At 70.9% G+C, this 25,136-nt stretch carries 19 protein-coding genes; 7 read left to right on the top strand and 12 right to left on the bottom strand.

Annotation, left to right across the window (positions count from 1 at the left end; all coding sequences use genetic code 11):
- The first annotated feature begins 122 nt into the window (after positions 1-122).
- Positions 123-2,723 carry a SpoIIE family protein phosphatase gene (locus ACGFU6_RS37410; RefSeq protein ID WP_393617036.1) on the top strand — a complete coding sequence of 867 codons (2,601 nt, stop codon included), beginning with the start codon at positions 123-125 and terminating at the stop codon, positions 2,721-2,723.
- An 18-nt stretch (positions 2,724-2,741) separates the two neighbouring features.
- On the opposite strand, the gene ACGFU6_RS37405 is transcribed toward ACGFU6_RS37410, so the two are convergent.
- Together ACGFU6_RS37405 and ACGFU6_RS37400 are read right to left on the bottom strand one after the other, a co-directional pair.
- Positions 2,742-3,455, bottom strand: coding sequence for a PspA/IM30 family protein (locus tag ACGFU6_RS37405; protein WP_393617022.1), 714 nt, complete (start codon positions 3,453-3,455; stop codon positions 2,742-2,744).
- Between the two features lie 114 nt (positions 3,456-3,569).
- Positions 3,570-5,687 (bottom strand): TPM domain-containing protein, encoded by a 2,118-nt coding sequence (locus ACGFU6_RS37400; RefSeq protein WP_393617035.1) that lies wholly within the window; start codon positions 5,685-5,687, stop codon positions 3,570-3,572.
- Between the two features lie 233 nt (positions 5,688-5,920).
- Here ACGFU6_RS37400 and ACGFU6_RS37395 point away from each other — a divergent pair, with 233 nt between their 5' ends.
- Complete coding sequence (locus tag ACGFU6_RS37395) at positions 5,921-6,976, top strand: hypothetical protein (RefSeq protein ID WP_393617021.1); 1,056 nt, start codon at positions 5,921-5,923, stop codon at positions 6,974-6,976.
- Positions 6,977-6,990: 14 nt separating this feature from the next.
- Here the strand turns inward: ACGFU6_RS37395 and ACGFU6_RS37390 are convergent, their stop codons facing one another.
- From ACGFU6_RS37390 to ACGFU6_RS37370, 5 genes are all read right to left on the bottom strand, one after another.
- On the bottom strand, positions 6,991-8,499 hold the full coding sequence (locus tag ACGFU6_RS37390) for a glucoamylase family protein (protein ID WP_393617020.1): 1,509 nt from the start codon (positions 8,497-8,499) through the stop codon (positions 6,991-6,993).
- A 250-nt stretch (positions 8,500-8,749) separates the two neighbouring features.
- Positions 8,750-9,952, bottom strand: coding sequence for a glycoside hydrolase family 1 protein (locus tag ACGFU6_RS37385; RefSeq protein WP_393617019.1), 1,203 nt, complete (start codon positions 9,950-9,952; stop codon positions 8,750-8,752).
- Positions 9,953-10,065: 113 nt separating this feature from the next.
- The gene (locus ACGFU6_RS37380; protein WP_393617018.1) at positions 10,066-10,989 is read right to left on the bottom strand and encodes a carbohydrate ABC transporter permease; all 924 of its coding nucleotides are present in this window, start codon (positions 10,987-10,989) and stop codon (positions 10,066-10,068) included.
- Complete coding sequence (locus tag ACGFU6_RS37375; protein WP_393617017.1) at positions 10,986-11,978, bottom strand: carbohydrate ABC transporter permease; 993 nt, start codon at positions 11,976-11,978, stop codon at positions 10,986-10,988. The genes ACGFU6_RS37380 and ACGFU6_RS37375 overlap by 4 nt, the downstream gene beginning before the upstream one ends.
- Positions 11,979-11,983: 5 nt before the next feature.
- Complete coding sequence (locus ACGFU6_RS37370; protein WP_393617016.1) at positions 11,984-13,234, bottom strand: sugar ABC transporter substrate-binding protein; 1,251 nt, start codon at positions 13,232-13,234, stop codon at positions 11,984-11,986.
- A gap of 302 nt (positions 13,235-13,536) precedes the next feature.
- Here ACGFU6_RS37370 and ACGFU6_RS37365 point away from each other — a divergent pair, with 302 nt between their 5' ends.
- Positions 13,537-14,517, top strand: a complete 981-nt coding sequence (locus ACGFU6_RS37365) for an acetylxylan esterase (protein ID WP_393617015.1) — start codon at positions 13,537-13,539, stop codon at positions 14,515-14,517.
- A 154-nt stretch (positions 14,518-14,671) separates the two neighbouring features.
- Here ACGFU6_RS37365 and ACGFU6_RS37360 read toward each other — a convergent pair whose 3' ends face one another.
- Entirely contained in the window at positions 14,672-15,727 is a 1,056-nt protein-coding gene (locus ACGFU6_RS37360) for a LacI family DNA-binding transcriptional regulator (protein WP_393617014.1), read from the bottom strand.
- A 158-nt stretch (positions 15,728-15,885) separates the two neighbouring features.
- Here ACGFU6_RS37360 and ACGFU6_RS37355 point away from each other — a divergent pair, with 158 nt between their 5' ends.
- From ACGFU6_RS37355 to ACGFU6_RS37345, 3 genes are read left to right on the top strand one after another with little or no spacing between them, the layout of a single operon-like run.
- Complete coding sequence (locus tag ACGFU6_RS37355) at positions 15,886-16,341, top strand: MarR family winged helix-turn-helix transcriptional regulator (RefSeq protein ID WP_393617013.1); 456 nt, start codon at positions 15,886-15,888, stop codon at positions 16,339-16,341.
- 26 nt (positions 16,342-16,367) lie between these two features.
- Positions 16,368-17,795, top strand: a complete 1,428-nt coding sequence (locus ACGFU6_RS37350; protein WP_393617034.1) for an MFS transporter — start codon at positions 16,368-16,370, stop codon at positions 17,793-17,795.
- A 35-nt stretch (positions 17,796-17,830) separates the two neighbouring features.
- Positions 17,831-18,382 carry an isochorismatase family protein gene (locus ACGFU6_RS37345; RefSeq protein ID WP_393617012.1) on the top strand — a complete coding sequence of 184 codons (552 nt, stop codon included), beginning with the start codon at positions 17,831-17,833 and terminating at the stop codon, positions 18,380-18,382.
- Between the two features lie 105 nt (positions 18,383-18,487).
- On the opposite strand, the gene ACGFU6_RS37340 is transcribed toward ACGFU6_RS37345, so the two are convergent.
- From ACGFU6_RS37340 to ACGFU6_RS37325, 4 genes are read right to left on the bottom strand one after another with little or no spacing between them, the layout of a single operon-like run.
- On the bottom strand, positions 18,488-19,258 hold the full coding sequence (locus tag ACGFU6_RS37340) for a succinate dehydrogenase/fumarate reductase iron-sulfur subunit (RefSeq protein WP_393617011.1): 771 nt from the start codon (positions 19,256-19,258) through the stop codon (positions 18,488-18,490).
- Positions 19,255-21,168, bottom strand: coding sequence for a fumarate reductase/succinate dehydrogenase flavoprotein subunit (locus ACGFU6_RS37335; RefSeq protein WP_393617010.1), 1,914 nt, complete (start codon positions 21,166-21,168; stop codon positions 19,255-19,257). The genes ACGFU6_RS37340 and ACGFU6_RS37335 overlap by 4 nt, the downstream gene beginning before the upstream one ends.
- Positions 21,169-22,017, bottom strand: coding sequence for a hypothetical protein (locus ACGFU6_RS37330; protein WP_393617009.1), 849 nt, complete (start codon positions 22,015-22,017; stop codon positions 21,169-21,171).
- Positions 22,018-22,077: 60 nt separating this feature from the next.
- On the bottom strand, positions 22,078-22,326 hold the full coding sequence (locus ACGFU6_RS37325; RefSeq protein WP_123461427.1) for a hypothetical protein: 249 nt from the start codon (positions 22,324-22,326) through the stop codon (positions 22,078-22,080).
- 327 nt (positions 22,327-22,653) lie between these two features.
- Between ACGFU6_RS37325 and ACGFU6_RS37320 the strand changes: the two genes are divergently transcribed.
- A complete protein-coding gene (locus ACGFU6_RS37320; protein WP_393617008.1) occupies positions 22,654-25,032 on the top strand; it encodes an ABC transporter family substrate-binding protein in 2,379 nt (792 codons plus the stop codon).
- Positions 25,033-25,136: the final 104 nt, after the last annotated feature.

Here is a 25,136-nt window from a genome sequence, read left to right as displayed (position 1 = left end):
GTGATCGTGAACGCCGTGTCGGTGAGGGCCGTAGTGCTGAATACTGCGGGCAGGACCGGTCCGGTGTGTGAGCTGGAGGGGACGGTCGCGTGAGCGAAATACCTGGGACAGCGGGCGACGTCGTGTGGCAGAGCAGCCCGCCTGGCTCGATCTATGACTACATCAGGGCCGCCTCCTTCTCGATCGGCCCCGACGGTCTGATCGAGCAGTGGAGCCGCCGGGCCGCCGGCCTCTTCGGCGTTGCCGCGGACGAGGCGCTGGGCAAGGACCCGGTCGAGGCCTTCATGCCCGGTGAGCTGCGCCGTGACGGCCATCGCCGGATCGGTGAAGTGCTCGACGGCAAGGAGTGGACGGGTCTCGTCCCCTTCCGTATGCCGGGCGAGAGCGCGCTGAACGGGCTCGCTGAGATCTATGTGATGCCGAGCGAGACGTCGACGGGTGAACGGGCCGCGGTCTGCATCGTCGTGGACGTCCGCGCGCTGCGCGGCATCGAAACCGACCTCGCGGCCTCGCAGGCGATTTTCGGCCAATCTCCCTTCGGCTTCGTGCTGTTCGGTACGGACTTCACGGTGGTGCGGGCCAACCAGCGCTTCGCCACCGTCTTCGGTGGCCGGGCCGACGACCACCGCGGCCGGACCGTCCACGACTATCTCGCCGGCACGGAGGCCGACCGGCTGGCCGCCACTCTCAGCCGCGTACTGAAGACCGGTGAATCCGTCACCGACCTCCAGCTCGTCGGCACCGCCCCGGGCGAACCGGAGCGCCGTCACTGGTCGATGAACCTCTACCGGGTGCACAGCGGATCGGGCCGGCCCATCGGCATCGCCGGACTCGCCACCGACGTCACCCGGCGCCACATCGCCGCCCGCGACGCCGCCAGCGCCAGGCGCAACCTCGCTCTGCTCAACGAGGCCAGCGCCCGCATCGGCAACTCCCTCGACCTGGAGACCACCGCACGCGAACTCCTCGACGTCGCCGTACCCGGCTTCTGCGACCTCGCGTCCGTCGACCTCTACCAGGCACTCCTCACCGGCGAGGAGGCGCCGCCCGGCAGCTGGAGCTCGCTGCGCCAGGAATCGGTCGGCGGCTCCGCCGAACTGCGTCGCGTCGCCTTCGCCAGCGCCGTCTCGGACGCCATGCCCGACGTGCTGCCCGACGCCGCCTCCGGCCACGGTCAGGGTCACGGGCCCGACGGCGATGCCTCCCGGGTCCAGCCGGCAGCCGGACCGCCCGCGCTCGGAGCGGTGCACCGCTACCCGTTCAACTCGCCGTGCGCCATAGCCCTGCGCACCGGCCATGTCGAGGACGTGCCCGGCGACGACCGCGGATTCGTCCAGTCCACCTTCGCCGTGCCGATGGTCGCCCACGACACCGTGGTCGGCCTCGTGCAGTTCTCCCGCACGAAGGGCAGCGAGCCCTTCGGGGAACGGGACCGGGCGCTGGCCACCGAACTCGCCGCCCGTGCCGCCGTCTGTATCGACAACGCCCGCCTCTACCGCCGCGAGCACGAGCGTGCCCTGATACTCCAGCGCAGCCTGCTGCCACCCGGGGACCCCGAGGCCGCCGGCCTAGACATCGCCTGCCGCTATCTGCCCGGCAACACGGCGACCGAGGTGGGCGGGGACTGGTTCGACGTGATCGAACTCCCCGGGCACCGCACCGCCCTCGTCGTCGGCGACGTGATGGGGCGCGGACTGCGCGCCGCGGTGGCCATGGGGGAGCTGCGCACCGCCGTACGGACCCTGGCCCTCCTGGACCTGGAACCCGCCGAGGTGCTCTCCGCCCTCGACGAAGTCGCCCGTGGTCTCGGCACCCCCGGTGGCAGCACCTCATCCGACGGGCTCGGCGGCGCCCAGTGGCCTTCGCGCGCCGCCCATAAATCCCGCGAGGCGGACCTGTCCGAGGTCTACCTGGCGACCTGTATCTACGCTGTCTACGACCCGGTCACCCGACGGTGCACCTTCGCCAATGCCGGACATCTGCCACCCGTCGTGGTCGAGCCGGGTGAACCGGCGCTGCTGCTCGACGTCCCGCCGGGCATGCCGCTCGGCGTCGGCGGCGAACCCTTCGAGGAAGTCGAGGTCGAACTCAAGGAGGGCGCCCTCCTCGCCCTCTACACCGATGGCCTCGTCGAGTCCCGCGACCACCCGCTGGACGAGGGCCTGGAGGCCCTGCGCGGTGCGCTCGTGGAACCCGCGCCGCTTCTCGAGGACGTCTGCGACCGCGTACTGAGCACCCTCGACACCCGCCACGGCGAGGACGACATCGCCCTGCTGATGGCCCGGATACAGGGGCTGCCGACCGAAGCCGTCGGAGACTGGCGGCTGCCCCGCGAACCCCGCTCGGTCGGCCGCGCCCGCGAGCTCGCCCGTGGCCAGTTGCTCGCCTGGGACCTCGACGACCTGGTGGACACCACCGAACTGCTCGTCAGTGAACTCGTCACCAACGCCCTGCGGTACGGCGAGGGCGAGATCAGGCTCAGGCTGCTGCGCGACCGCACCCTCGTGTGCGAGGTATGGGACGCGGGTCTCGTCCAGCCGAGGCGACGGCGGGCACGCGACACGGACGAGGGCGGCCGAGGTCTGCAACTGGTCGGCCTGCTGAGCGCCGCCTGGGGTTCGAGGCGTACACCGCGTGGCAAGACGGTCTGGTTCGAACTGCCGCTGCCCGACGGCCGGCCCGCCGCCGAGCGCACGGTGGAGGAGCTTCTGAGCATGTTCTGATCACGGCCCGGGACGGACTCACGAGCTGGTCTTCAGGGCCGCGAGACGAGCCTCGACCTCCGCGCTCGCCCCGAGCGTGTCCAACTGCTCGAACTGGGCGTCCAGCGAGGAGGCGGCAAGCTCCTGCTTGCCCACCGCCCTGGCCTCCTCACGCCGCACCTTGTCCTCGAACCGGCTGATCTCACTGGTCGGGTCGAGGACGTTGATGTTCTTGACGGAGTCCATCATCCGGTTCTGCGCCTGTGCGGACTTGGCCCGAGCGACCAGCTCGTCCCGCTTGGCCTTCAGCTCCGACAGCTTGGCCTTCATCTGGTCCAGCCCGGACTTGAGCTTGTCCACCACCTCCGTCTGCGAGGCGATGGTGGGCTCCGCCGTCTTCGCCTCCTTCTCCGACTGGAGCTGCCGGCCGAGCGCGACCTTGGCCAGGTTGTCGAACTTGTCGGCATCGGCCGCCGATCCGCCCCCGCGCAGCTCATCCGCCTTGCGGCTGGCGGCGAGCGCCTTCTCGCCCCACTCCTTGGCCGCCTCGATGTCCTCCCGGTGGTCCTGCTCCATCAGCCGCAGGTTGCCGATCGTGGCGGCCACGGCCTGTTCGGCCTCCGAGATATTGGACGTGTAGTCGCGGATCAGCTGGTCCAGCATCTTCTGCGGATCCTCGGCCTGGTCGAGGAGTGCGTTGATGTTGGCCTTCGCCAGCTGGGTGACGCGTCCGAGGATGGTCTGCTTGGTCATGGCACCTCTCCTGTATGTCCTGTGCTGTACGTCCAGTGCTGTCGCGCCCGGCGTTGCTCTGCCGGTAGTGCTGCGTGTCGGCGGCGCTGCGCGCGCCGCCTGTGCTGAGCGCGGTCAGAAGCGGCCGCCTCCGCCACGCCGGCCGCGCGTGCCCCCGCCGCCGAAGCTGCCCGGCCCACCGCCCCCGCCGAAGCCCCCGCCGCCGAGCCCGCCGCCCCCGAATCCGCCTCCCCGGCCGCCCCCGCCCAGAAGCCCGCCGAGGATGATCCCGCCGAGGACGGCACCGCCCATGCCCCCGCTGCCCCCTCCTTGTGCACCGCCCGGACCGCTTCGGTTCCCGTATGCCCGTACGTCCTGTTCCGCCATGCTCTGGGCCTGCCCTGCCAGCGAGTCCGCCCGGTGCGCCTCGGCCAGTGCCCCCTGCGCGTCCTCCGCCCCGGCCAGCTCGCCGGCCCGCTCCAGCCTTCGCTGCGCCTCCGCCAGGCGGGTCCTGGCCTGGCTGCCGACCGCTCCCCGATTGGTGCTGATGTAGTCGGCGGCGCCGCCGATCGCGGATCGTGCGGTGAGCATCGTCTGGTCGAGGAGCGAGCGGGCCCGCCGGCTGTCCTGCTCCTGCTCGCGCGCCCCGGCCAGCGCCTCGTCCAGTGCCGCGTCCGCCTCCTCCACCCGGCGCAGCGCGTCGATCGGGTCGTACGGACCGGCCCCCAGCTCTTCCCGCACATCGCGGACCACGGCTGTCGCACGGGCGATCCGGCCCCGGAGGTCAGCCGTGGACACCCCCTCCGCGGTGCCTTCCAGCAGCCCGCCCGCATCGGCCAGGTCCGTCTCCGTCTCGGTGAGCGCGGCCGGCAGCTTGTCCGCGGCCTCCTCCACCTCCCGTGCGCGCCGGTCGACGGCGTCGACGAGGGTGGCCGCCTGGCCGACCGCGCCCTCGGCGGCCCGTACGTATACGGCGGCGGCCGCGTTGTCGCCGCCGTCCACCGCCTGCCGGGCCTGGTTGAGCGACGACGTCGTGAAGACGAGCCGGTCCTTGGCCTGTTCGACAGCGCCGGCGACGGGAGCCGAGGCGGACTCCGCGTAGCGGCCGCGCATGGAGGTGACGGTCGTCTCGGCCGTGGAGACCCGGCCCGCCAGCGAACGGAACGCGGTCTCGGCCGCGGCGAGCGCCTGCGGGGCGTTGCGTTCGAGCGCGCGGAGCCGGTCGAAGTCCTCGGAGACCGCGTCCAGGCGCCTGTTGGCGTCCTCGCAGCGGCTGATGATCTCGTCCAGCATCCGCCGTCGGGTGGCATCGTCCTCGGGAATGGCGTCGTCGAGCTGCTGGCGCAACCGGAAGGCGGCCGTGAGTTCACCCCTGGCGTAGGCGACGGCCTCGGTGAACGGGGCCGCGGCCTCCTCGCCGAACTGGGCCGTGGCGAATCCGAGTTCTTCGTCGCTCGTGCGGACCGCGTCGTCCGTCCCGACCAGCGTCTCCTTGGCTCCGGCGTCGAGTTCCGGCAGCGGAACGGGAGGTTCCGGCGGTGTGCTCCGGTCGGTGCCTCCCGGTCCCCAGCCGGTCGCACCGGGTGTCGTACGGGTGGCCGTGCGCCTCTTCCTGCGGGTGTAGGCGTAGGCGGCGGCCGCCGCGACCGCGATGACGACGACGATCGGCAGGATCAGGTCCCCGGCACTCGTCCCGCCGGAATCGCCTGTTCCCGGGTCGTCGGCGCCCGGAGTGATCGCCGGCGTCGGTACGGCCGCGCCGGCCAGGACGGCGGAGTATCCGTTGGCGGCGCCGATCGCGGCGCCCGCCCAGTCGTTCTCCCTGAGCGCCGGCTCGATGGCGGTGCTCGCCACGTCCTGGAGCTGGGCGTCGGTGAAGCGGGAGTCCTGGTCGACCGAGTAGGCGTACTGCCGGTCGTGGGTGGCGACGGCGAGCAGGACGTCGTCGCGGCCGAGCCCGTTGCGGTCGGCCGTCTCGTCGGCCCAGCTCTGCGGGGACCTTCCGGAGAAGTCACGGACGTAGACCACGAAGAGCTGGACGCGGCGTTTGTCGTACAGCTGGTCGAGTGCCGGGACGACCTGGTCCTTCCGGCTTCCCAGTGCGCCGACCCTGTCGGTGATCTGCCCGTCCCGGGACAGCGCGACGGGGTCGTCCGCACGGGCGGCGACCGAGGCGGGAAGGGCCAGCCAGCACACCGTCATCAGGAGCGCGAGCAGGGCCCGGCCCGGTATGAGGGTCCGGGTTCGGCTCACAGGCGGCGTCACGTTTGTGAGGCTATGTCCACCCTCCGTGCCCCGCGACCCGACGGAGCACCCGGCCGGCCCGTCCCGGAAGGCCCGGGAACGGTCCACGCGGCAGGCGCGTCCTGCTCTCAGTACGACCGGATCACGCGGACCATCCGTCCGTGCGACTGGATCGCACGGATCACACAGGACATACGGGACACGCGGACCACAGGGGACGCGCCGACACAGGGGGCACGCGTATGCGTGGGCGGACGGGACGAGCGGTCGCGGCGGTACGGAAGCGGGCCGCCCGCTTCCGGTGGACCTGGCCGCGACGGATCGCGCTGGGCCTGGTCCTGGTGATCGTGGTGCCGGTCCTCACCGCCGGGAGCGCGCTGCGGCTGAACTTCACCGGCGACCCCGGGGACGGCACCCTCACCCGGGGCCGCGACGCCATCTGGCTGGGCCACGCCTGGGTGGACGGGCGCAAGAAGGACGCCGACCTCGCCGCGTTCGCCGCCCGGATCAAGGGGACGGGCATCAAGGACCTGTACGTCCACGCCGGACCGCTGGAACACGACGGCACGCTGCCCGCCGCCCGGTACCCGCGCGCCCGATGGCTCATCGAGGCGGTCCACCGCACCCTGCCCGGCCTCCGGGTCCAGGCCTGGCTCGGCGACCGGCTCGCGTCCGAGGGCCCGGACGGGCTGCGGCTGGAGCGGGCCGCCTCGCGCGACGCGGTGACCGCCTCCGCGCGGCAGATCCTGGACGCCGGGTTCGACGGGGTGCACTTCGACCTGGAACCGCTGCACTCCGGCGACGCGCACTACCTCTCCCTGCTCGACGGCCTGCACGCGCTCACCCGGGCGCGCGGGGTGCCGCTGTCCGTCGCCGCCCACCAGATCGCCCCGCTGCCCGCCGCGCAGACCGTCCTGGGCGGGCTCACCGGCCGGGGCAAGTGGTGGTCGCAGAAGTACTTCGGGCAGGTGGCCCGCAGGGTCGACCAGATCGCCGTCATGTCGTACGACACCTGGATGCCGCTGGAGGGACTGTTCGGCGGATACGTCGCCGAGCAGACCTCGCTGGCCCTCGAAGTGACCCCGCGCTCCACCGACCTGCTGATGGGGCTGCCGTTCTTCCACGAGAACGACCTCGGCCACCACGGATCGGCCGAGACGGTAGCGGCCGCGGTCCGCGGCACCAGGCTGGGCCTGGCGCGCACGGACCGGGGCCGGGAACGCTTCGGGGTCGCGCTCTACGTGGACTTCGCCGCGCGGGACGCCGACTGGGCGGCGTACCGCGCGGGCTGGCACTGAGCCGCCGGCCGGGCTCAGATGCTGAAGCGCTCCTTGGCGAGCAGAGGCCGTACCCGGGAACGGAACCCACCGGTCCGGAACGGCTGCTGCAGCAGTCCGGGCCGGATCGCCTGGGCCAGTGCCGCGGCGATCATGCCCTGGTCGAGGGCGAGCTGGTAGTCGCTGACCCGTCCGGTGGAGACGTTGACGGAGTCCCGGAACCCCAAGCCGTCGTGATAGGCACCGAAATCACGGTCCAGGGCCCGCAGGTTCGCCACCGCCTCGGCCGGCGCGTGGGGCAGGGCGAGGAACGAGGCGTGCGGCGTGACGACACCGTTGGTGAACGCCGACGCGGGCGGCAGCGGGGCGCCGTCCGCGGTGTACGTGCGGTCCGTGTTGGAGGCGTAGCCGTCGAGTTGCATGCCGAGCGCGTCGACCCCGTACTCCTGGTACCCGCCCTCGGGAATGCTGGCGGGGGAGAAGCCCCAGTATCCGTACCCGGCCTCTGACATGCCGTGCTCGATCTGGCTCCGCACATACCGCTGGTGGGTGCGCCCCCACGATTTCGGCGACCATTCCTGCTCGGGCACGAACAGCGGCACCATCAGCGCCTCGAACATCGACCCGCCCCAGGTGGGGACGAGCTTGCGGCTGCCGTGCGTGTAGTGGCCCTGCCAGACGCGGATACCGTCCATCGCCACGTAACTGCCCTGCGGCTGCTGCTCCTGCTCGTTCCCGGGGAGCATGGTGCGCAGCAGGTGCCAGTAGTGGTCGGCTGGCAGGGTTCCGTCGGCAATGCCCAGATAACTCGCCATCCTCGGCTCGGTGTTGAGCGCGCCGTAGTGATGGCCGGTGGGCTCCTCGGTGTCGGTCCAGAAGCCGCCGCGCAGCTGGCCGGGTCCGGCGACCGGGTCGGCCGGATCGAAGGGCGTGTAGTAGTAGGACCAGTCGGCGTCCGCGAGGATGCGGCCGATGCGGGGGCGCAGTGCGGGAGCGGCCTCCGCGGCGATCCGCAGACCGGTGATCAGCCAGGCGTTGTCGACCGAGGAGAGGAACGGGCGGACGGGGTCGCCGGTGCCGGGCCATTCGGTCAGTACCGAACCGTCGTGCGCGTCGTACCAGTTGAGCCAGAAGCCGTGATGGCGCTCCAGCTTCTCCACGGACCGGACCGTGCGCTCCAGCCTGTTCCGCATCGTGGCGTCACTGATCACCCCGAGCCCGCCGGCGGCGACCGTCGACCACAGACCGCAGCCGATATTGGTGGGCGAGGTCTGACGCGACCGGACGGGGCCGCCCGGACCACTCACGTCGATCTTGTCGACGGCGAGACCCAGGCCGGTCGTCATGGCCTCGATCGAGTGATACGTATCGCGGAACCAGCGCAGCAGCAGCGGTGTATCGACGGCATGGACAAGATGAGCGGCGTCCGCCGAAGGCGCGGACCGGGCGGTGGGAACGGCATGCGCCGGGGATACGGACGCGGCCCCGAGGGACAGAGCGGCAGCCCCGGTCCCGGTGGTGGTGAGAAACGTGCGACGGTCCATGAAGGTCCAGCTCCCGTTGGCAGAAGGGGGATGGGGGCGTTTCGTGGCGTGCTCGACGCGGCGGATGAGAGCCGCCCGGGGGTGGTGCTGCGCCTGTGGCGCTGTAGTTCGGGTGCGGCTGCCGGCGTGGCCCTCGGGCCTCTCGTTTGGATCATGCCGGGCATACCGGTGCGGGGTCCGGCGTCCGTCAGGTGCCGCCGGACCCCGCACGGTGGGGAGCCGTCAGGGGCTCCCGGTCAGAGGTCCGGCGTCAGTCGGCGATGCGCGGGAGCGTGCGGGTGCGGCCCATCTCGCCCAGCCAGGCGGCGGACGGCTTCGGCAGCCGCTCGAAGGTCTCCGGGTTCCAGCCGATGAGGCCGAAGGTCGGTGCGTAGGAGCCCCACTCGTAGTTGTCCAGGGCGCTCCACGCGAGGTAGCCCTCGACGCGCAGGCCGTCCTGGATGGCGGACGCGACCTCGTTCAGGGCGCCGGTGTAGTAGTCGATCCGGCGGCTGTCCTTGTCGGTCGCGATGCCGTTCTCGGTCACGATCAGCGGCATGTCGCTGCCGACGACCTCGGCGGTGTGGCGCAGCGCGTGGCCGACGGCGCGGGGGTAGTACTCCCACTGCGTGAGGGTGCGCTCCACGTCGTCGGCGGTGGGGATCGGTCCGTCGGTGCCGATCCTGGTCCGGGTGTAGGACTGCACGCCGATCCAGTCGTCGCCGCGGGCGGCCTCGATGAAGATGTCCTCACGGGGGTGGCGGTAGGCCGCGGTGACCTCTTCCGCGCCGGGAAGGGCCTGGTAGACCTGGTTGGCGATGGTCCAGCCGACCTGGATGCCGGCGTTGATCGCCTTGACCTCCTTGACGGCCGCGTGGTGGGCGGCGATGACGGCCTGGGTGGTCTCGTCGTCGGGGGTCGGCAGACCGGCGGGCGGGAAGCCGATGTCGCCGCGCTTGGCCTGGCCCGCCATCACGGCGATCATGTTCGGCTCGTTGATGGTGCAGACGTGGCTGACGCCCTCACTGATCACGGGTGCGCAGGCCGCGACGTAGCGGGCGAACAGCTCCGTCGCGCCCTCGGCGGTGAAGCCGCCACGCGCCTCGAACCACTGCGGCACGGTGAAGTGGTGCAGGGTGACCATGGGGCGGAGTCCGCGCTCGATGGCGCCTTCGACCATCCGGCGGTAGTGGGCGATCTCGGCCCGGGAGAACTGCCCTTCGGCGGGCTCGATACGCGCCCACTCGATGGAGAACCGGTAGTCGGTGAAGCCCAGTCCGGCCAGCACGTCCATGTCCTCGTGCCAGCGGTGGTAGCTGTCGCAGGCGTCCAGGCTGGGTTCCTGGATGTGGGTGCCCGCGGTGTGCTCCTTGACCCACCAGTCGCTGTTGGTGTTGTTGCCCTCGATCTGGTGGGCGGCCGTGGAGGCACCCCACAGGAAGTTTTCGGGGAACGGGACCTGGGTGTGAGTCATCGCGAAATGTCTTTCTGGTGCGGGGAAGGGGCGGCCGGCGGGTGTGCGGGTGCGGGCCGCTTACGTATGGGAGGGGCGGCCGGGGGCGGGCCCGGCCCGCTCCCGGGGGCGGACTACTTCATGCCCGCGGTGGCGATGCCCTGCGTGAAGTGCCGCTGGAGCGCGATGAACACGACCAGGACCGGCAGCACGATCAGGAAGGAGCCGGCCATCAGCATGCCGTTGGATCCACCCGCCTTGTTCGGGTCGGTGGCGAAGGTGGCCAGGGCGACCGGAAGGGTGTACTTGTCGGGATCGTTCGTCGCGATGAGCGGCCAGACGAAGTTGTTCCACGAGCCGAGGAACGTGAAGATCGACAGCGTCGCCAGCGCGGGCTTCACCAGCGGCATCACGATGCGCCAGAAGATGTACCACTCGCCGGCACCGTCCATCCGGGCCGCTTCCAGCAGCTCGTCCGGGATCGACTGCATGAACTGCCGCATCAGGAAGACGCCGAAGGCCCCGGCTGCGAACGGCAGGACCAGCCCGGCGTACGAGTCGATCAGCTGCAGCTTGCTCATCAGGACGAAGAGCGGCAGCAGCATCAGGTTCCCGGGCACCATGAGGGCGCCGAGGACCACACCGAAGATCTTGTTGCGGCCGGCGAACTTCAGCTTGGCCAGGGCGTACCCGAGCATCGAGCAGAAGACCAGGTTCGAGACGGTGACCAGCACCGCCACGATCACCGAGTTCATGAAGTACAGCGGCAGATCCAGCTTGTCGAGCAGCTCCCGGAAGTTTTCCAGGGTCCACTCGGTCGGGATCCAGACCGGCGGGCTCGCGGTCAGTTCGCTCGTCGTCTTGAACGAGGAGACAGCCATCCACAGGAACGGCGCCGACATGATCAGCAGACCGAGCGAGAGCAGGACGTAGACGAGGATCCGCTTCCATGACCTCGGCTCCCTGCCGCTGTCCTTCCGCCCCGTCTTCCGTTCGCTCTTCCCGGGCTTCTTCGACGGCGCCGTCGAGACGGCGCCCGGTGCATTGGTGGCGCTCATTTCGTGTTGTCCTTCAGCAGTCGGAGCTGCAGCACCGTGATGCCCATGATCACTACGAAGAGGACATACGCCATGGCGCTCGCATAGCCCATGTGGAAGAAGTTGAAGCCCTCGCGGTACATGTTCAGCGAGACGGTGAGCGTCGAGTCCGACGGCCCGCCCTGCGTCATCACGAAGGGTTCCTCGAAGACGTTGAGGTAGCCGATCGTGGTGATCACGGTGGCGTAGAGCATCGTGGGCCGCAGAAGCGGGATGGTGATGCCCCTGAACTCCTGCCAGATGCCGGCACCGTCCAGCCGCGCCGCTTCCCGGACCTCGGTGGGAATGGCCTGCAGGCCTGCGATGAAGAGCACCATGACCGTGCCGACGTTGCGCCAGACCGCCATCGCGATCATCGACGGCATGGCGAGCTTCTCGGAGCCGAGGAAGTCCGGAGCGGTGAGGCCCACTTCGGAGAAGAGGCCCGCGACGAGACCGTCGCTCGGATCGAGCACGAAGCGCCAGACGACGGCGACCGCGACGATGGTGGTGACGACCGGGGCGTAGAAGCCGACGCGGAAGAACGTCCTGGCCCGGTCGATGCCGTTGTTGAGCAGTACGGCGACGATCAGTCCGAGGAAGATCGTCAGCGGGACGCCGATGACCACGAAGTACGCCGTGTTGAACAGCGACTTGAGGAACTTCTCGTCACTGAACAGCTTGGTGTAGTTCTCGAATCCGATGAAGTTCGCGTCGAGAGGGTGCGTCACGTTGCGCAGCCCGAAGTCCGTGAAGCTCATCACCAGGGTGGCGATGATCGGGACGGCCATGAAGACGAGGAAGAGAACGAGGAAGGGAGTGGAGAACAGCCAGCCGGCCATGTTCTGCATTCCCAGCGAGGGCTTCCCGCGCCTGGGTGAACCCTTGGGCCCGGCGGCCGGGGACTTCGCGGTCCCCGGTCCGGCCTGCACCTTGGCCGACTCTGCGGCCTTTCCGGTCGTGGTGCTCATGGCTCCTACTTCACGAGGCCTTCGATCTGGGACTGCGCCGTCTTCAGCGCGTCCTCGGCGGACGCCTTGCCCTGGGTCACCTTCGCGATGGCCTGGTCGACCTTGTCGGTGACCTCGGTCCAGTTGGAGAGCGACGGGGAGGACTTGGCGGTGTCCATCTGCTTCTTGAAGATCTGCAGATCGGCGTCGTTGGCGAGGTCACCGGAGGTCCAGGCGGCGGTGTTGGCCGGCAGGTCCTTGGTGCGCTTGTACCAGTCGGCCTGGCCCTTGGTGTCCGTCAGGTACTTGATGAAGCGGGTGGCGGCGGCCTTGTGCTCGCTGTCCTTGGAGATGACCAGGGAGGAACCGCCGGCCATCGAGACGGAGGACTTGTCGGCGGGCACGTCGGCCACCGCCCACTTGCCCTTGAGCTGCGGCTGGCCCTCGTTCAGCAGGGTGACGTGCCAGGGGCCGCCGAAGAACATCGGGACACGGCCGTTGCCGAAGTCCTTCACCACGTCGTAGCCGGGCTGCACGGACTTGTTGGAGAGCCCCTTGGAGAAGTAAGAGCCGTACTCCTTGAGCGCCTTGACGGCCTCGGGGCTGTCGATGACGACATCGCCCTTGTCGTTGACTATCTCGCCGCCGGCCGAGTACAGGAATGAGTAGAAGTTCTGCACCGTGTCCAGTCCGCTGGGCTGGATGGACAGGCCCCACTTGGTGCCCGCCTTCTTCTGGTAGGCGGTGGCGAGGTCCTGCATCTCCTTCCAGTCGGTCGGAGCCTTGGTGATGCCCGCCTTCTCGGCCAGGTCGGTGCGGTAGTAGAGGACGCGGGTGTCGACGTACCACGGCACGCCGTACGCCTGGCCGTCCACCTCGCCCTGCTTCCAGCCGGCCGGGAAGAAGTCCTTCTCCTGGAAGGTCTTGGCGTCGACCGGCTCCAGGACACCGAGCTCGGAGAACTCGCCCATGTAGCTGCCGCCCATCTGCGCCACGTCCGGCATGCTGCCGGCGGCGGCCGCGGAGACCAGCTTCTGGTGGGCGACGTCCCAGCCGACCGGGGTCACCTTGACGGTGACGTTCGGATTGGCCTTCTCGTAGACCTTGGCCACATCCGCGAGCTTCTCGCCCTCGGCCCCCATGGCCCAGACAGTGAGCGTCTGCTTCTTGTCCGCGGCGACATCGTCGCCACCGGAGCTGCCGCACGCGGTCAGACCGAGAGCGAGTACGACGGCGATACCGATACCGGTGGAGGCGGTTCTGGCGGTGCGGGGCATGGAGGGCTCCTCCTTGAGCAATCCGAATGTATGCGCTGCCTGTAAGCGCATACATCACTCTGCGGCAGAGATTCAGGAATCCGCAAGAGGGTGCTGGGTCACACTCGTGCAACGTATGGGACATCTGAATGTTCAACTTGGAACGGTAAGTGTGCTGTTTGCGAAAAAGGCAACGATGTGACCGATTCCGCATGGTTGGGGTGGGTGGTCGTTGACGGCCGGGGCGAGGCGGTCGCCATGGCGCGGGCGTGTGGCCGCCGGTGGCCCGAAGGGCATGGGAGGGGGGCGATATTGTCGTGGTCATGTCTCCATTCGTGCATGAATTCCCTTTTGACCCCTCGTACGGGCACACGCTCGACGACCTGCTGACCGTCCCCGCGCCCCCCGCGCCGCACGACTTCGCGGATTTCTGGCGAGCGCGGTACGAGGCGGCTCGCAAGGTCGCCACCGCGCCGGAGATCGGGCCACTGGAGAGCGAGCGCGACGGTGTCCGGATCCACGGAGTGACGTTCACCTCGATGGGCGGGGTGCGGCTGGGGGGCTGGCTGGTACTGCCCGCGCAGGGGCCGGTGCGCCACGGGTTCGTCATCGGCCACGGCTACGGCGGCCGGCAGGAGCCGGGGCCCGATGTGCCGCTGCCGCTGCCCGGGGCGGCCGCGATCCTGCCCTGCGTACGGGGGATGGGGTCGCTCGGTCTCGTGGCGGGCATCCCGGACGTCTCCGGCGCGCATGTGCTGCACGGCATCGAGTCCCGCGACACGTATGTGATCGGCGACTGCGTGGCGGACCTGTGGTGTGCGGCGTCGGCGCTGTACGAGCTGGTCCCCGAGCTCGCGGGCGCCGGCCCGCTCGGCTACCTGGGGGAGAGCTTCGGCGGGGGGCTCGGCGCCCTGGCCCTGCCCTGGGACGACCGCTTCGGGGCCGCGCAGCTGACGGTGCCGACCTTCGGGAACCACCCGCTGCGGCTCACGCTGCCGTGCGTGGGGAGCGGGGAGTCGGTGCGGGAGTACCACCGAGGGCATCCCGAGGTCACCGAGGTGCTGGGGTACTTCGACGCCGCGACGGCTGCGGGGTTCCTGGAGCGGCCGACGCTGGTGGCCGCGGCGCTGTTCGACCCGTCCGTGCCGCCGCCGGGCCAGTTCGCGGTGTACAACGCGCTGGCGGGGGAGCGGGAGCTGCTGGTGCTGAGCGCGGGGCACTTCGAGCACGCGGGCCTGGCGGACGAGGCCGCCGGGCTCGGGGCGGCCCGCACGCGGTTCTTCGGGGAGCGGCTCAGGCGGTGACGGGCGGCGCGCGCGGCGCGTGGGCCGGTGACGGCGGGGCCGGCGGCGAGTGCGGGTGCGCGTGAGGCGTGAGGCGTGGGCGGCGGTGCGCGCGAGGCGTGGGGCGGCGGTAGGCGTGCGCGGTCCGGCAGCGTCCCCGCGCGCACCCGGCCGGTCAGCCGCAGCCGCAGCTCCTGCGGCGGATCGGGGAGACCGGGAGGGTGAGCGAGACCGGTTCGCGGTTCGCGTTGTTCAGCCGCTGCACCAGCAGTTCGACCGCCTGCTCGCCGAGCTGCCGGATCGGCTGGCGCACCGTCGTCAGCGGTGGCTGGACGATCCGGCTGAGCGGGATGCCGTCGAAGCCGGTCACCGCCATGTCCTCGGGCACCCGCACGCCGCGTCTGGCCAGTGCGCGCAGGGCGCCCACCGCCATCTGGTCGTTGGCGAAGAGCATCGCCTGCGGCCGGGGCCCGTCCGCGTCCAGCAGCCGTTCGGCGGCCCACTCGCCCTCGGCCTGCTTCATCATCGTCGTCCGCACGCTCGGCGCGCCCGGCACCGGGATTCCGGCGTCCCGGCACGCCTCCTGGAATCCGCGGAACCGCGCCTCGGCGTCGGGTGAGTCGGTGTCGCCGGCGATGAAGGCGAGCCGGCGCAGTCCGTGGTCCTCGATCAGGTGGCGGGTCAGTTCTCGTTCGCCGTCGGCGTTGGCGACGACGATGTGGTCGAGGTGGTCGATCTCGCGGGGGCCGGCGAGCATCACGACCGGCAGCCGGCGCGATATCACCTCGAGGTCCTTGGTCGGCACCGTCTGCGCCAGTACCGCGAAGCCGTCGACCCGTCCCGCGACCTTCGCGACCAGGCTCTCCGGACCGCCCTCCAGCGAGGCGGCGATCAGCAGGGCGTACCCGTGCCGCCGCGCGGCCCGCTCCATGCCGCGGATGATCTGGTCCGAGTAGAGCATCACCGCGTCGTCGGCATCGCTGTCCGCCTCGGCGTCGGCCTCGGCGTCCGGGTCGGCGTAGTCGGGAAAGCAGAGCCCGAGCACCCCGGTGGTGCGGCTGGCCAGGCCCCGGGCGTTCCCGCTCGGTACGTAGCCGAGCTCGCGCGCCGCCTCCAGGACCCGCTCACGGGTCTGGGCGCGCACCGAGTCCGGGGTGCGGTAGACCCGCGAAACCGTGGCAATGGAGACGCCCGACCGCTCGGCGACGTCGTACACCGTTGGGGCGCTCACTCGACCGTCCGTCCGCTTCTTCTTCCGTGCCGACACGTATCGACATACGCCTTTTGAAAGCGCATTCACCCTAGATCGCGGGCCGGAAGGGAGCAAGGCCATCCAGCAATCGACAGGCTACCTTGCAAGATGGCCTGTACATCTTTACGGTGGAGGGCATGACGCAGACGCCCGCCGACACCCCTGTCGACCCCACGGCCGAGCAGGTCGGAAACGACCTCGCGGCCGTCGTCGGCAGGCTGCTGCGGCGACTTCGCTCCTCGTCCTCGGAGAGCCTGCTCACGCCGACCCAGCGCTCGGTGCTGGCCCGGCTGGAGGACGGGGGCCCGGCCACCACGGCCGCGCTGGCCCGCGCCGAGTTCGTACGCCCGCAGTCCATGCGGCTGACGCTGGGCGCGCTGGAGGAGCAGGGGCTCGTCGAGCGGGCGCCCGATCCGGACGACGGACGCAAATCGGTCATGTCGATCACCGGCGCCGGACGTACGACGCTCGCGGAGGTCCGGGTCGCCAAGCGCAACTGGCTGGCCGAGGCCATCGCCGCCGAACTCGACGGGGCCGAGCGCCGGACCCTGGCCGAGGCGACGGTCCTCCTCGACCGCCTGGTCGGTTCGTGACCGGCCGCGACGCCGCCCCCGCAGCGATACCCCGGGCGTCCCGGGCACCGGCACCAACACCCGGGCCGCCGCCGGGGCCCGCACCGGACCGGGGCGCCGCGCCCGGATTCAGTGGCCGGCTCACCGCCCCGCTGCTGATCGGCTCGCTGCTCAACCCGCTCAACACCACCATGATCTCGACCGCCCTGGTGGCGATCGGGCACCACTTCGACATCGGCGCCGCCGACACCGCCTGGCTGATCTCGGTCCTGTATCTGGCGAGCGCCGTCGCCCAGCCGGTCCTCGGCAGACTCGCCGACGTGCTCGGCCCCCGGCGCGTCTTCCTCGTCGGGCTGGTCGTCGTCATCGCGTCCGGCCTGGTGGGGGCGGTGGCGCCGAGCTTCGGCTGGCTGATCGTGTCCCGGCTGCTGCTCGGCATCGGTACGTCGGCCGCCTACCCGGCCGCCATGGCGGTGCTGCGCGACGAGTCCGCCCGGATCGGCCGGGCCACGCCGCGCTCCGTCCTGGCCCGGCTCTCCTTCGCGGCGCTCGGCAGCGCGGCGGTCGGCCCCACCCTCGGCGGACTGCTGGTCATGGTCGTCGGCTGGCGCGGCATCTTCGCCGTCAACGTGCCCGTCGCGCTCATCGCCTTCGGTGCCGCCCTGCTCTGGATCCCGGCCGACCCGCCGCGCAGGCGGGCCGCCGACGGCAGTACGCCCCGGCTCGACCTGGACCCGCTCGGCATCGGCCTCTTCACCACCGCCCTGACCGTGCTCGTCTTCTTCCTGCTCGACCTCGCCCACCCGATGTGGTGGCTCCTCGCACCCTTCGCGGTGCTCAGCGCCGCACTGGTGCGGTGGCAGCTGCGGCGCCCCAACCCCTTCATCGACCTGCGGATGCTGGCGGGAAACGCCGCCCTCTCACGGACGTACCTGCGGCACGGAGTCAGCTATCTGCTGATCTACTGCGTGATGTACGGATACACCCAGTGGCTGGAGGAGGCCCGTGGCTATTCGTCCGGGCACACCGGTCTGCTGATGCTGCCGATGTCCGTCGCCGCTCTCGTCTGCTCACTGCTCGGCGCCCGCACGAAGGGCATCCGAGGGCCGCTCACCCTGGCCTGTGTACTGCTCACCGTCGGGGCGGGCGTGCTGCTGTTCCTCTCCGGGGACACCCCGCTCGCCGTCCTGCTGATCGCCGGGGCCTGCTTCGGCATCCCGCAGGGGCTGATCGGTACGAGCAACCAGGCGGCCGTCCAGGCCTACGCCCCGGCCGAGTCCATCGGCTCGGCCGCCGGCCTCCAGCGCACCGCCCAGTACATCGGGGCCATCACCGCGTCCAGCCTCATCGCCCTGGCCTACGGGCAGTCCACCGGTGACCGGGGCCTGCACCTGATGGCCGGCGTCGCCGCCGTGCTGGGCGTCCTCCTCATCGTCCTCACCGTGACCGACCGCGCCCTGCGCGGCCGTACCTGAATACCGTTCCGCACCACTCAGCAAGGAGCACCACCATGAGCGCCACCACCCTCGACCCGAAGACCGCGCTGGTCGTCGTCGACCTCCAGAAGGGCATCACGGGTCTGCCCACCGCCCACCCCAGCGCCGAGGTCGTCGCGAATGCCGCGTCCCTCGCCGACGCGTTCCGGGCCAAGGGCCTCCCGGTCGTCCTGGTCCGCGTCACCGGCGGCGCCCCCGGCCGCACGGAGGGCCCCGCCCGCTCCGGGCAGCCCGCCGCCGACTGGGCCGACATCGCGCCCGAGCTCGGCCCGGAGGAGGGCGACATCGTCGTCACCAAGCTGACCTGGGGCGCCTTCTACGGCACCGACCTCGACCTCCAGCTGCGCCGCCGCGGCGTGACCCAGGTCGTGGTGGCCGGGATCGCGACCAGCATCGGCGTCGAGTCCACCGCCCGCTCGGCGTACGAGCACGGCTACCACGTCACCGTCGCCACGGACGCGGTGACCGACATGAGCGCCGAGGCCCACGACAACAGCGTGGAGCGGATCTTCCCGCGCCTCGGCGAGACCGACACCACCGACGCCATCATCAAGCTGCTGGGCTGAAGGCTGCCGGGCTCGGAGCTGCCGGGCTCGCAGCGGCCCGGCCGAAGACCGCCGGGCCGACGGCGGCCGGGCCGGAGGCTTCCGGCCCGGCCGCGCGTGCGCGCCTCACGCCTCCCGGCGCCGGATCTTGTTGCCCAGCCACACCAGCGGGTCGTACTTGCGGTCCACGGCCCGCTCCTTCAGCGGGATCAGCGCGTTGTCGGTGATCTTGATGTGTTCGGGGCACACCTCCGTACAGCACTTCGTGATGTTGCAGTAGCCGAGCCCGTGCTCCTCCTGGGCCGTCGCCTTCCGGTCGAGACCGGACTCGGCGGCGGCGTCCAGCGGGTGCATGTCCAGCTCCGCGACCCGCATCAGGAAGCGCGGTCCGGCGAAGGCCGCCTTGTTCTCCTCGTGGTCGCGCACCACGTGACAGGTGTCCTGGCACAGGAAGCACTCGATGCACTTGCGGAACTCCTGCGAGCGCTCCACATCGATCTGCTGCATGCGGTAGTCGCCCGCCTTCACCCCCTCCGGAGGCACGAAGGCGGGCACTTCGCGTGCCTTGGCGTAGTTGAAGGACACGTCTGTCACCAGATCCCGCACCACCGGGAAGGCGCGCAGCGGGGTGACCGTGACCGTCTCCTCGGGGGTGAACACCGACATGCGTGTCATGCACATCAGGCGCGGCCGTCCGTTGATCTCCGCGCTGCACGAACCGCACTTGCCGGCCTTGCAGTTCCACCGCACCGCCAGATCACCGGCCTGGGTGGCCTGGATGCGGTGGATGATGTCGAGGACCACCTCGCCGTCGTTGACCTCGACCGTGAAGTCCTCCAGACCGCCGCCGTCGGTGTCCCCGCGCCACACCTTGAACCGTGCGTCGTAGCCGCTCACTCGGACAGCTCCTCTTCGGCGAGGTACTTGACCAGCTCCTCCTTCTCGAAGAGGGCGAGCAGGTCCGGACGGATGGGTTCGGTGACCTTGCGTACGAGATCGATCCGGCCCGCCGGCGGCGTGGCGGAGGCGTCGGCCGGCCGGCACAGCAGGTTGACCGGGCGCCAGGAGCGTTCCATCGCCGGGCAGTCCTCGCGGGTGTGGCCGCCTCGGCTCTCGGTGCGCTCCAGGGCCGCCCGTGCGATGCACTCGCTGACCAGCAGCATGTTCCGCAGGTCCAGGGAGAGGTGCCAGCCGGGGTTGAACTGCCGGTGCCCCTCGACCCCGGCCCGCCGGGCCCGTTCCCGCAGCCCGGCCAGCTTCTCCAGGGCCTGCTCCATCTCGGGGGCCCGGCGGATGATGCCGACCAGGTCGTTCATCGTCTGCTGGAGTTCCTGGTGCAGGGTGTACGGGTTCTCCGTCGGTGCGCCCCCGGCGAGGTCCTCCGCGCTGAACGGGCGCAGGGCCTCCGCGGCCGCCGCGTCGATCTGGGCCTCGTCCACCACCGGCAGGGCCTCGGTGGACTCGGCGTACCCGGCGGCGTGGAGTCCGGCCCGGCGGCCGAAGACCAGCAGGTCGGAGAGGGAGTTCCCGCCGAGCCGGTTGGAGCCGTGCATGCCGCCGGCGACCTCGCCGGCCGCGTACAGACCGGGCACGTCCAGGGCGGCGGCGGTGTCGGAGTCGACGGCTATGCCGCCCATCACGTAGTGGCAGGTCGGGCCGACCTCCATCGCCTCGGCCGTGATGTCGACGTCCGCCAGCTCCTTGAACTGGTGGTACATCGAGGGCAGCCGGCGCCGGATCCGCTCCGCGGACATCCGGGTCGACACGTCCAGGAACACCCCGCCGTGCGGCGATCCGCGGCCCGCCTTCACCTCGGAGTTGATGGCGCGGGCGACCTCGTCACGCGGCAGCAGCTCGGGCGGGCGGCGGTTGTTGTCCGGGTCCTCGTACCAGCGGTCGCCCTCCTCCTCCGACTGCGCGTACTTCTCCTTGAACACGTCGGGGACGTACTCGAACATGAAGCGCTTGCCCTCGGAGTTCCGCAGCACCCCGCCGTCGCCGCGCACCGACTCGGTGACGAGGATGCCCTTGACCGAGGGCGGCCAGACCATCCCGGTCGGGTGGAACTGGACGAACTCCATGTTGAGCAGGGGCGCGCCCGCCAGCAGGGCCAGCGCGTGACCGTCGCCGGTGTACTCCCAGGAGTTCGACGTGACCTTGAAGGACTTGCCGATGCCGCCGGTGGCCAGGACGACCGAGGGCGCCTCCAGGACGAAGAACCTGCCGCTCTCGCGCTCGTAGCAGAAGGTCCCGCAGACGCGCTCCCCGTCCTTCAGGACGCGGGTCACCGTGCACTCCTGGAACACCTTCAGCCGGGCCTCGTAGTCACCGAACTCGCGCTTGTCCTCCTGCTGGAGCGAGACGATCTTCTGCTGGAGGGTGCGGATCAGTTCGAGGCCGGTACGGTCCCCGACGTGCGCCAGGCGCGGGTACTCGTGGCCGCCGAAGTTGCGCTGGGAGATCTTCCCCTCGGGCGTGCGGTCGAAGAGCGCGCCCCAGGTCTCCAGCTCCCAGACCCGGTCGGGCGCCTCCTTGGCGTGCAGCTCGGCCATCCGCCACTGGTTGAGGAACTTCCCGCCGCGCATGGTGTCGCGGAAGTGCACCTGCCAGTTGTCCCCGGAGTTCACATTGCCCATGGAGGCGGCGATCCCGCCCTCCGCCATGACCGTGTGCGCTTTGCCGAAGAGCGATTTGCAGATCACCGCCGTACGGGCGCCGCGCTCCCGCGCCTCGATCGCGGCGCGCAGCCCGGCACCTCCGGCACCGACCACGACGACGTCCCACTGCTGCCGTTCGAGCTCAGTCATTCAGAAAAACCTCGGATCGTCGAAGGCGCCGGAGGCGACCAGGTACACGTAGAAGTCGCACGCCGCCACGCTGATCAGCGAGGCCCAGGCGAGCAGCATGTGGTGGGCGTTCAGCCGCCCCACCCAGCCCCACAGCCGGTAGCGCACCGGGTGCTTGGAGAAGTGCCGCAGCCGGCCGCCGATGATGTGCCGGCAGGAGTGGCAGGACAGGGTGTACGCCCAGATCAGGGCGATGTTGGCAACGAAGATCAGCGAGCCGAGACCCATGTGGCCCCAGGCGTAGTGCTCGTCGCGGAAGGAGAGCACGGTGTCGTACGTCAGGATTCCGGCGACCGGCAGTGCGGCGTAGAAGAAGTACCGGTGGATGTTCTGCATGATCAGCGGGAACCGGGTCTCGCCGCTGTACGCCGTGTGCGGCTCCGCGACCGCGCAGGCCGGGGGCGAGGCCCAGAAGCCCCGGTAGTAGGCCTTGCGGTAGTAGTAGCAGGTCAGCCGGAAGCCGAGCGGGAAGATCAGGATCAGCAGGGCGGGGGACAGGCCCCACCAGCTGCCGAAGAGGTCCCAGTTCGGGCCGTGCCGCATCGGGGCGCAGCTGTCCGCCAGGCAGGGAGAGTAGAACGGCGAGACATAGGGGGCGGCGTAGTAGTCGGCGTTCGAGAACGCCCGCCAGGTCGAGTAGACGATGAAGGCGAGGAGCCCGCCCGCGGTGACGGCGGGCGCCAGCCACCAGCGGTCGGTCCGCAGGTGGCGGGCGGCGATGGCGGCCCGTGAGGCGTGGTGCACTCCCGCCGTCCGGGTCGCCGCTCCGCCCTGCGGGGGTGGCTTCGTGCCCGGAGCGCCGCCTGGCACCCTGCCGGGATCTTTTCCTGAATCCGTGCCTGTTTCCGTGCCGGTGGCCAAGGAACTCTCCTAGGGGGCGTGCCTGCCGCGGACGCCCAGACCCTCGTCGTCCGAGTCCGTCCACAGAGTGGTGTCGTACGGCGCCTCGGTGATCGTGATGACGCCGTCGACCGGGTCGGCGTGGCCGTCCGGGGCGAGCGGATCCGGCGCGGAGTCCGCCTCGCGCAGCTGCGCGAGGCTCCGCTCCAGCCGCCCGACGGTGCGGACCAGGTCATCGAGACAGTGCTGAACTGCCGTCAACTCGTCCTGTAGTGACATGACTTGATCTCACTTCCGCAGTTGCGGGTGGCCATGCTCATGCGCATGCGAGTGTCGCGCGTCACATCCTCTTTGGGAAGGGAGCGGGCCGCCCCGGCTTGCCCGTCGATGCCCGGAGGTCGCTGGAACGGCGGATTCCGGCCAGTGTCCGGTTCCGCCGCACGGGTGAGCTTCGGCGTGGCCCCGCCGTGTCTGCGGCGCCCCTCGCGCGTGGGCGCTTTCAGTGGATGGGCGGAACCAGTGTGATCAACTGCAAATGCCACCAAACCCGCATCATCCGGTCCATTCGGTTACGGGTGGTCCGGGCCGTCTCCGGAGGTATCAGCCATGTCCCACGTCGGCGTCCCGCGCGGGGCAGCCCGAAAGCGCCGCTCGCTCGCGCTCCTCACCACCGGGGTGCTCACCATCCCCGTGCTGGCCGGCTGCAGCTCCGGCAAGGAGGAGCCCACCACCTCCGTCGTCCCGCAGGACGTCGCGCCCGCGGCCCGCACCCAGGTCGCGGACGGTGGCACGGTCAACTGGGCGATCGACGCGATGCCCGCCACCCTCAACGCCTTCCAGGCGGACGCCGACAGCGCCACGACCCGGATCACCGGCGCCCTCCTGCCGACCCTCTTCCCGCTGGACGCCAAGGGCCGGCCGCAGCTCAACCCGGACTACCTGGAATCCGCGAAGGTGGTCGCACACGAGCCCCGGCAGGTGGTGCTCTACCGGCTCAACCAGCAGGCCGTCTGGAGCGACGGCCGGGAGATCGGGGCGCCGGACTTCGTCGCGCAGTGGCGGGCCCTGAGCGGTAAGGACTCCGCGTTCTGGACCGCCCGCAACGCCGGCTACGAGCGCATCGAGAAGATCGAGCGCGGCGCCGACGACCTGGAGGTCAAGGTCACCTTCGCCAAGCCGTACGCGGACTGGCGCTCCCTCTTCTCGCCGCTGTACCCGAAGCAGGTGACGGGCTCCCCGGACGCCTTCAACGACGGAGCGCGGTCCACGGTCAAGGCGACCGCGGGACCGTTCCGGCTGCGTGACGTGGACAAGGAGTCGGGCTCCGTCACGCTGGCCCGGAACCCGCGCTGGTGGGGCAGCCCCGCCAAGCTCGACTCCCTGGTCTTCAAGGCGGTCAAGCCGCAGGACCGGGCCGAGGCCCTGACCGAGGGCAAGGTCGACGTCGCGGACATCGACGCGGCGGCGGCCCACCGCATCGCCCAGGCCGCCCGGGACGCCGGCAACAGCGGGCCGCCCGCCCACGGCCCCGGCGCCGGGACCACCCCGGCCGAGGCCCTGCGGTCCTGGGCCCTGGCACACGGCTCCGACGAGGACGCGGCCGCCGAGGCACAGGCGGCCAGGGACGAGCGGACCCGGGCGGTCAAGGCGTACGCCGCCGAGCAGAACGACCTGCGCGGCTACGTGGTCCGCAAGTCCCTGGAGCCCGCCTATACCCAGCTCGCCCTGAACGGCGAGACCGGACCGCTCGCCGACGACCGGGTACGCCGGGCGGTGGCCCGCGCCCTGGACCGCCAGGAGCTCGTCGACACCGTGCTCAAACCGCTCGGCCTGCCCGCGGCCCCGCTCGGCAGCCACCTCGCCCTGGCCGGACAGCCCGGGTACAAGGACAGCAGCGGCGCGCTCGGAGGCCAGGACACCAAGGAGGCCCAGGCGCTGCTGGCCGACGCGGGCTGGACGCGGGAGGGCGCCCTCGAGAAGACGGACGGCACCAAGGCGGGCAGCGAGGGCGAGAAACAGACGGCCGAGGAGAAGAAGGCGGCAGAGGACAAGAAGGCCGCGGACGAGAAGAAGGCGGCGGAGAAGAAGGCGGCCGACGCGAAGAAGGACGACGGCAAGGCCGACGACGCCGCCGGCCGCGAGCCGTCCAAGGACGACGGCCTCTACATCGTCGGCGACGACAGCAAGCCCGGTGAGGCCGAGGGCGCGGTCACCCACGTCATCGCCCCGGCCCCCGCCGCCGCCGTGCAGAGCGTCGCACTGCTGCGCCAGGCCGGACACCTGGGGGAGACCGGCACCTCCGAGGACGCCCCGGCCAGGATCACCGCCCAGGACCGGCAGCCCGGTGGGGCCGCCGGAGCCTACGCACCGGTCGGCACCGCGGCACCCGCCCAGGCGCCCGACGCCGCCCGGGGCCCGCTCGGCAAGAACGGCAAGCCGCTGTCCCTGAGGTTCGTCCTGCCCTCGGGACCGGGCTCCGAGTCGCTGCGCGGCGTCGGGGACAGGATCGCGGCGATGCTCGACACGATCGGGATCCGCACCGAGATCACCAAGGTCTCCGACGACAGCTACTTCCGGGACCACGTCGCCTCCGGTGACTACGACCTGGCGCTCTACTCCTGGCCCGCGACCGCCTATCCGGCCACCGACGACCGCCCGATCTTCGCCAAGCCGGTGCCGGCCACCGACGGCTCGCTGCTCGTCGAGCAGAACTACACCCGCGTCGGCTCGGACCACATCGACCAGCTCTTCGACCAGGCGGCCGGGGAGCTCGACGAGAGCGCGGCCGCGAAGCTGATGAAGCAGGCCGACGCCCGGATCTGGGCCGCCGCAGGATCGATTCCGCTCTACCAGCGCCCGCAGCTCGTCGCGACCGAGAAGAAGCTGCTCAACGTCGGCGCCTTCGGCTTCGGAGTGCCCCACTACCAGGACATCGGCTTCAAGAAGCCGCAGGCGGCCGGCGCCCCCGCCGATCCCAGGAAATAGCAGGTCAGCGCGGGGCCGAAAGCTCAGAACTGGCTCAATTCCCTTGCCCGCCGGCCCGCCGGCGGGCAAGGCTGTGTGCACCCGCTGACCCGGGTAGCCGCTCC

Origin of the sequence: Streptomyces sp. NPDC048462, from assembly GCF_043200175.1 — a bacterium.
Classification (GTDB): Bacteria; Actinomycetota; Actinomycetes; order Streptomycetales; family Streptomycetaceae; genus Streptomyces.
The sequence above is the reverse complement of the archived record's forward strand: the minus strand, read 5'-3'. Positions and strand labels throughout refer to the sequence as shown.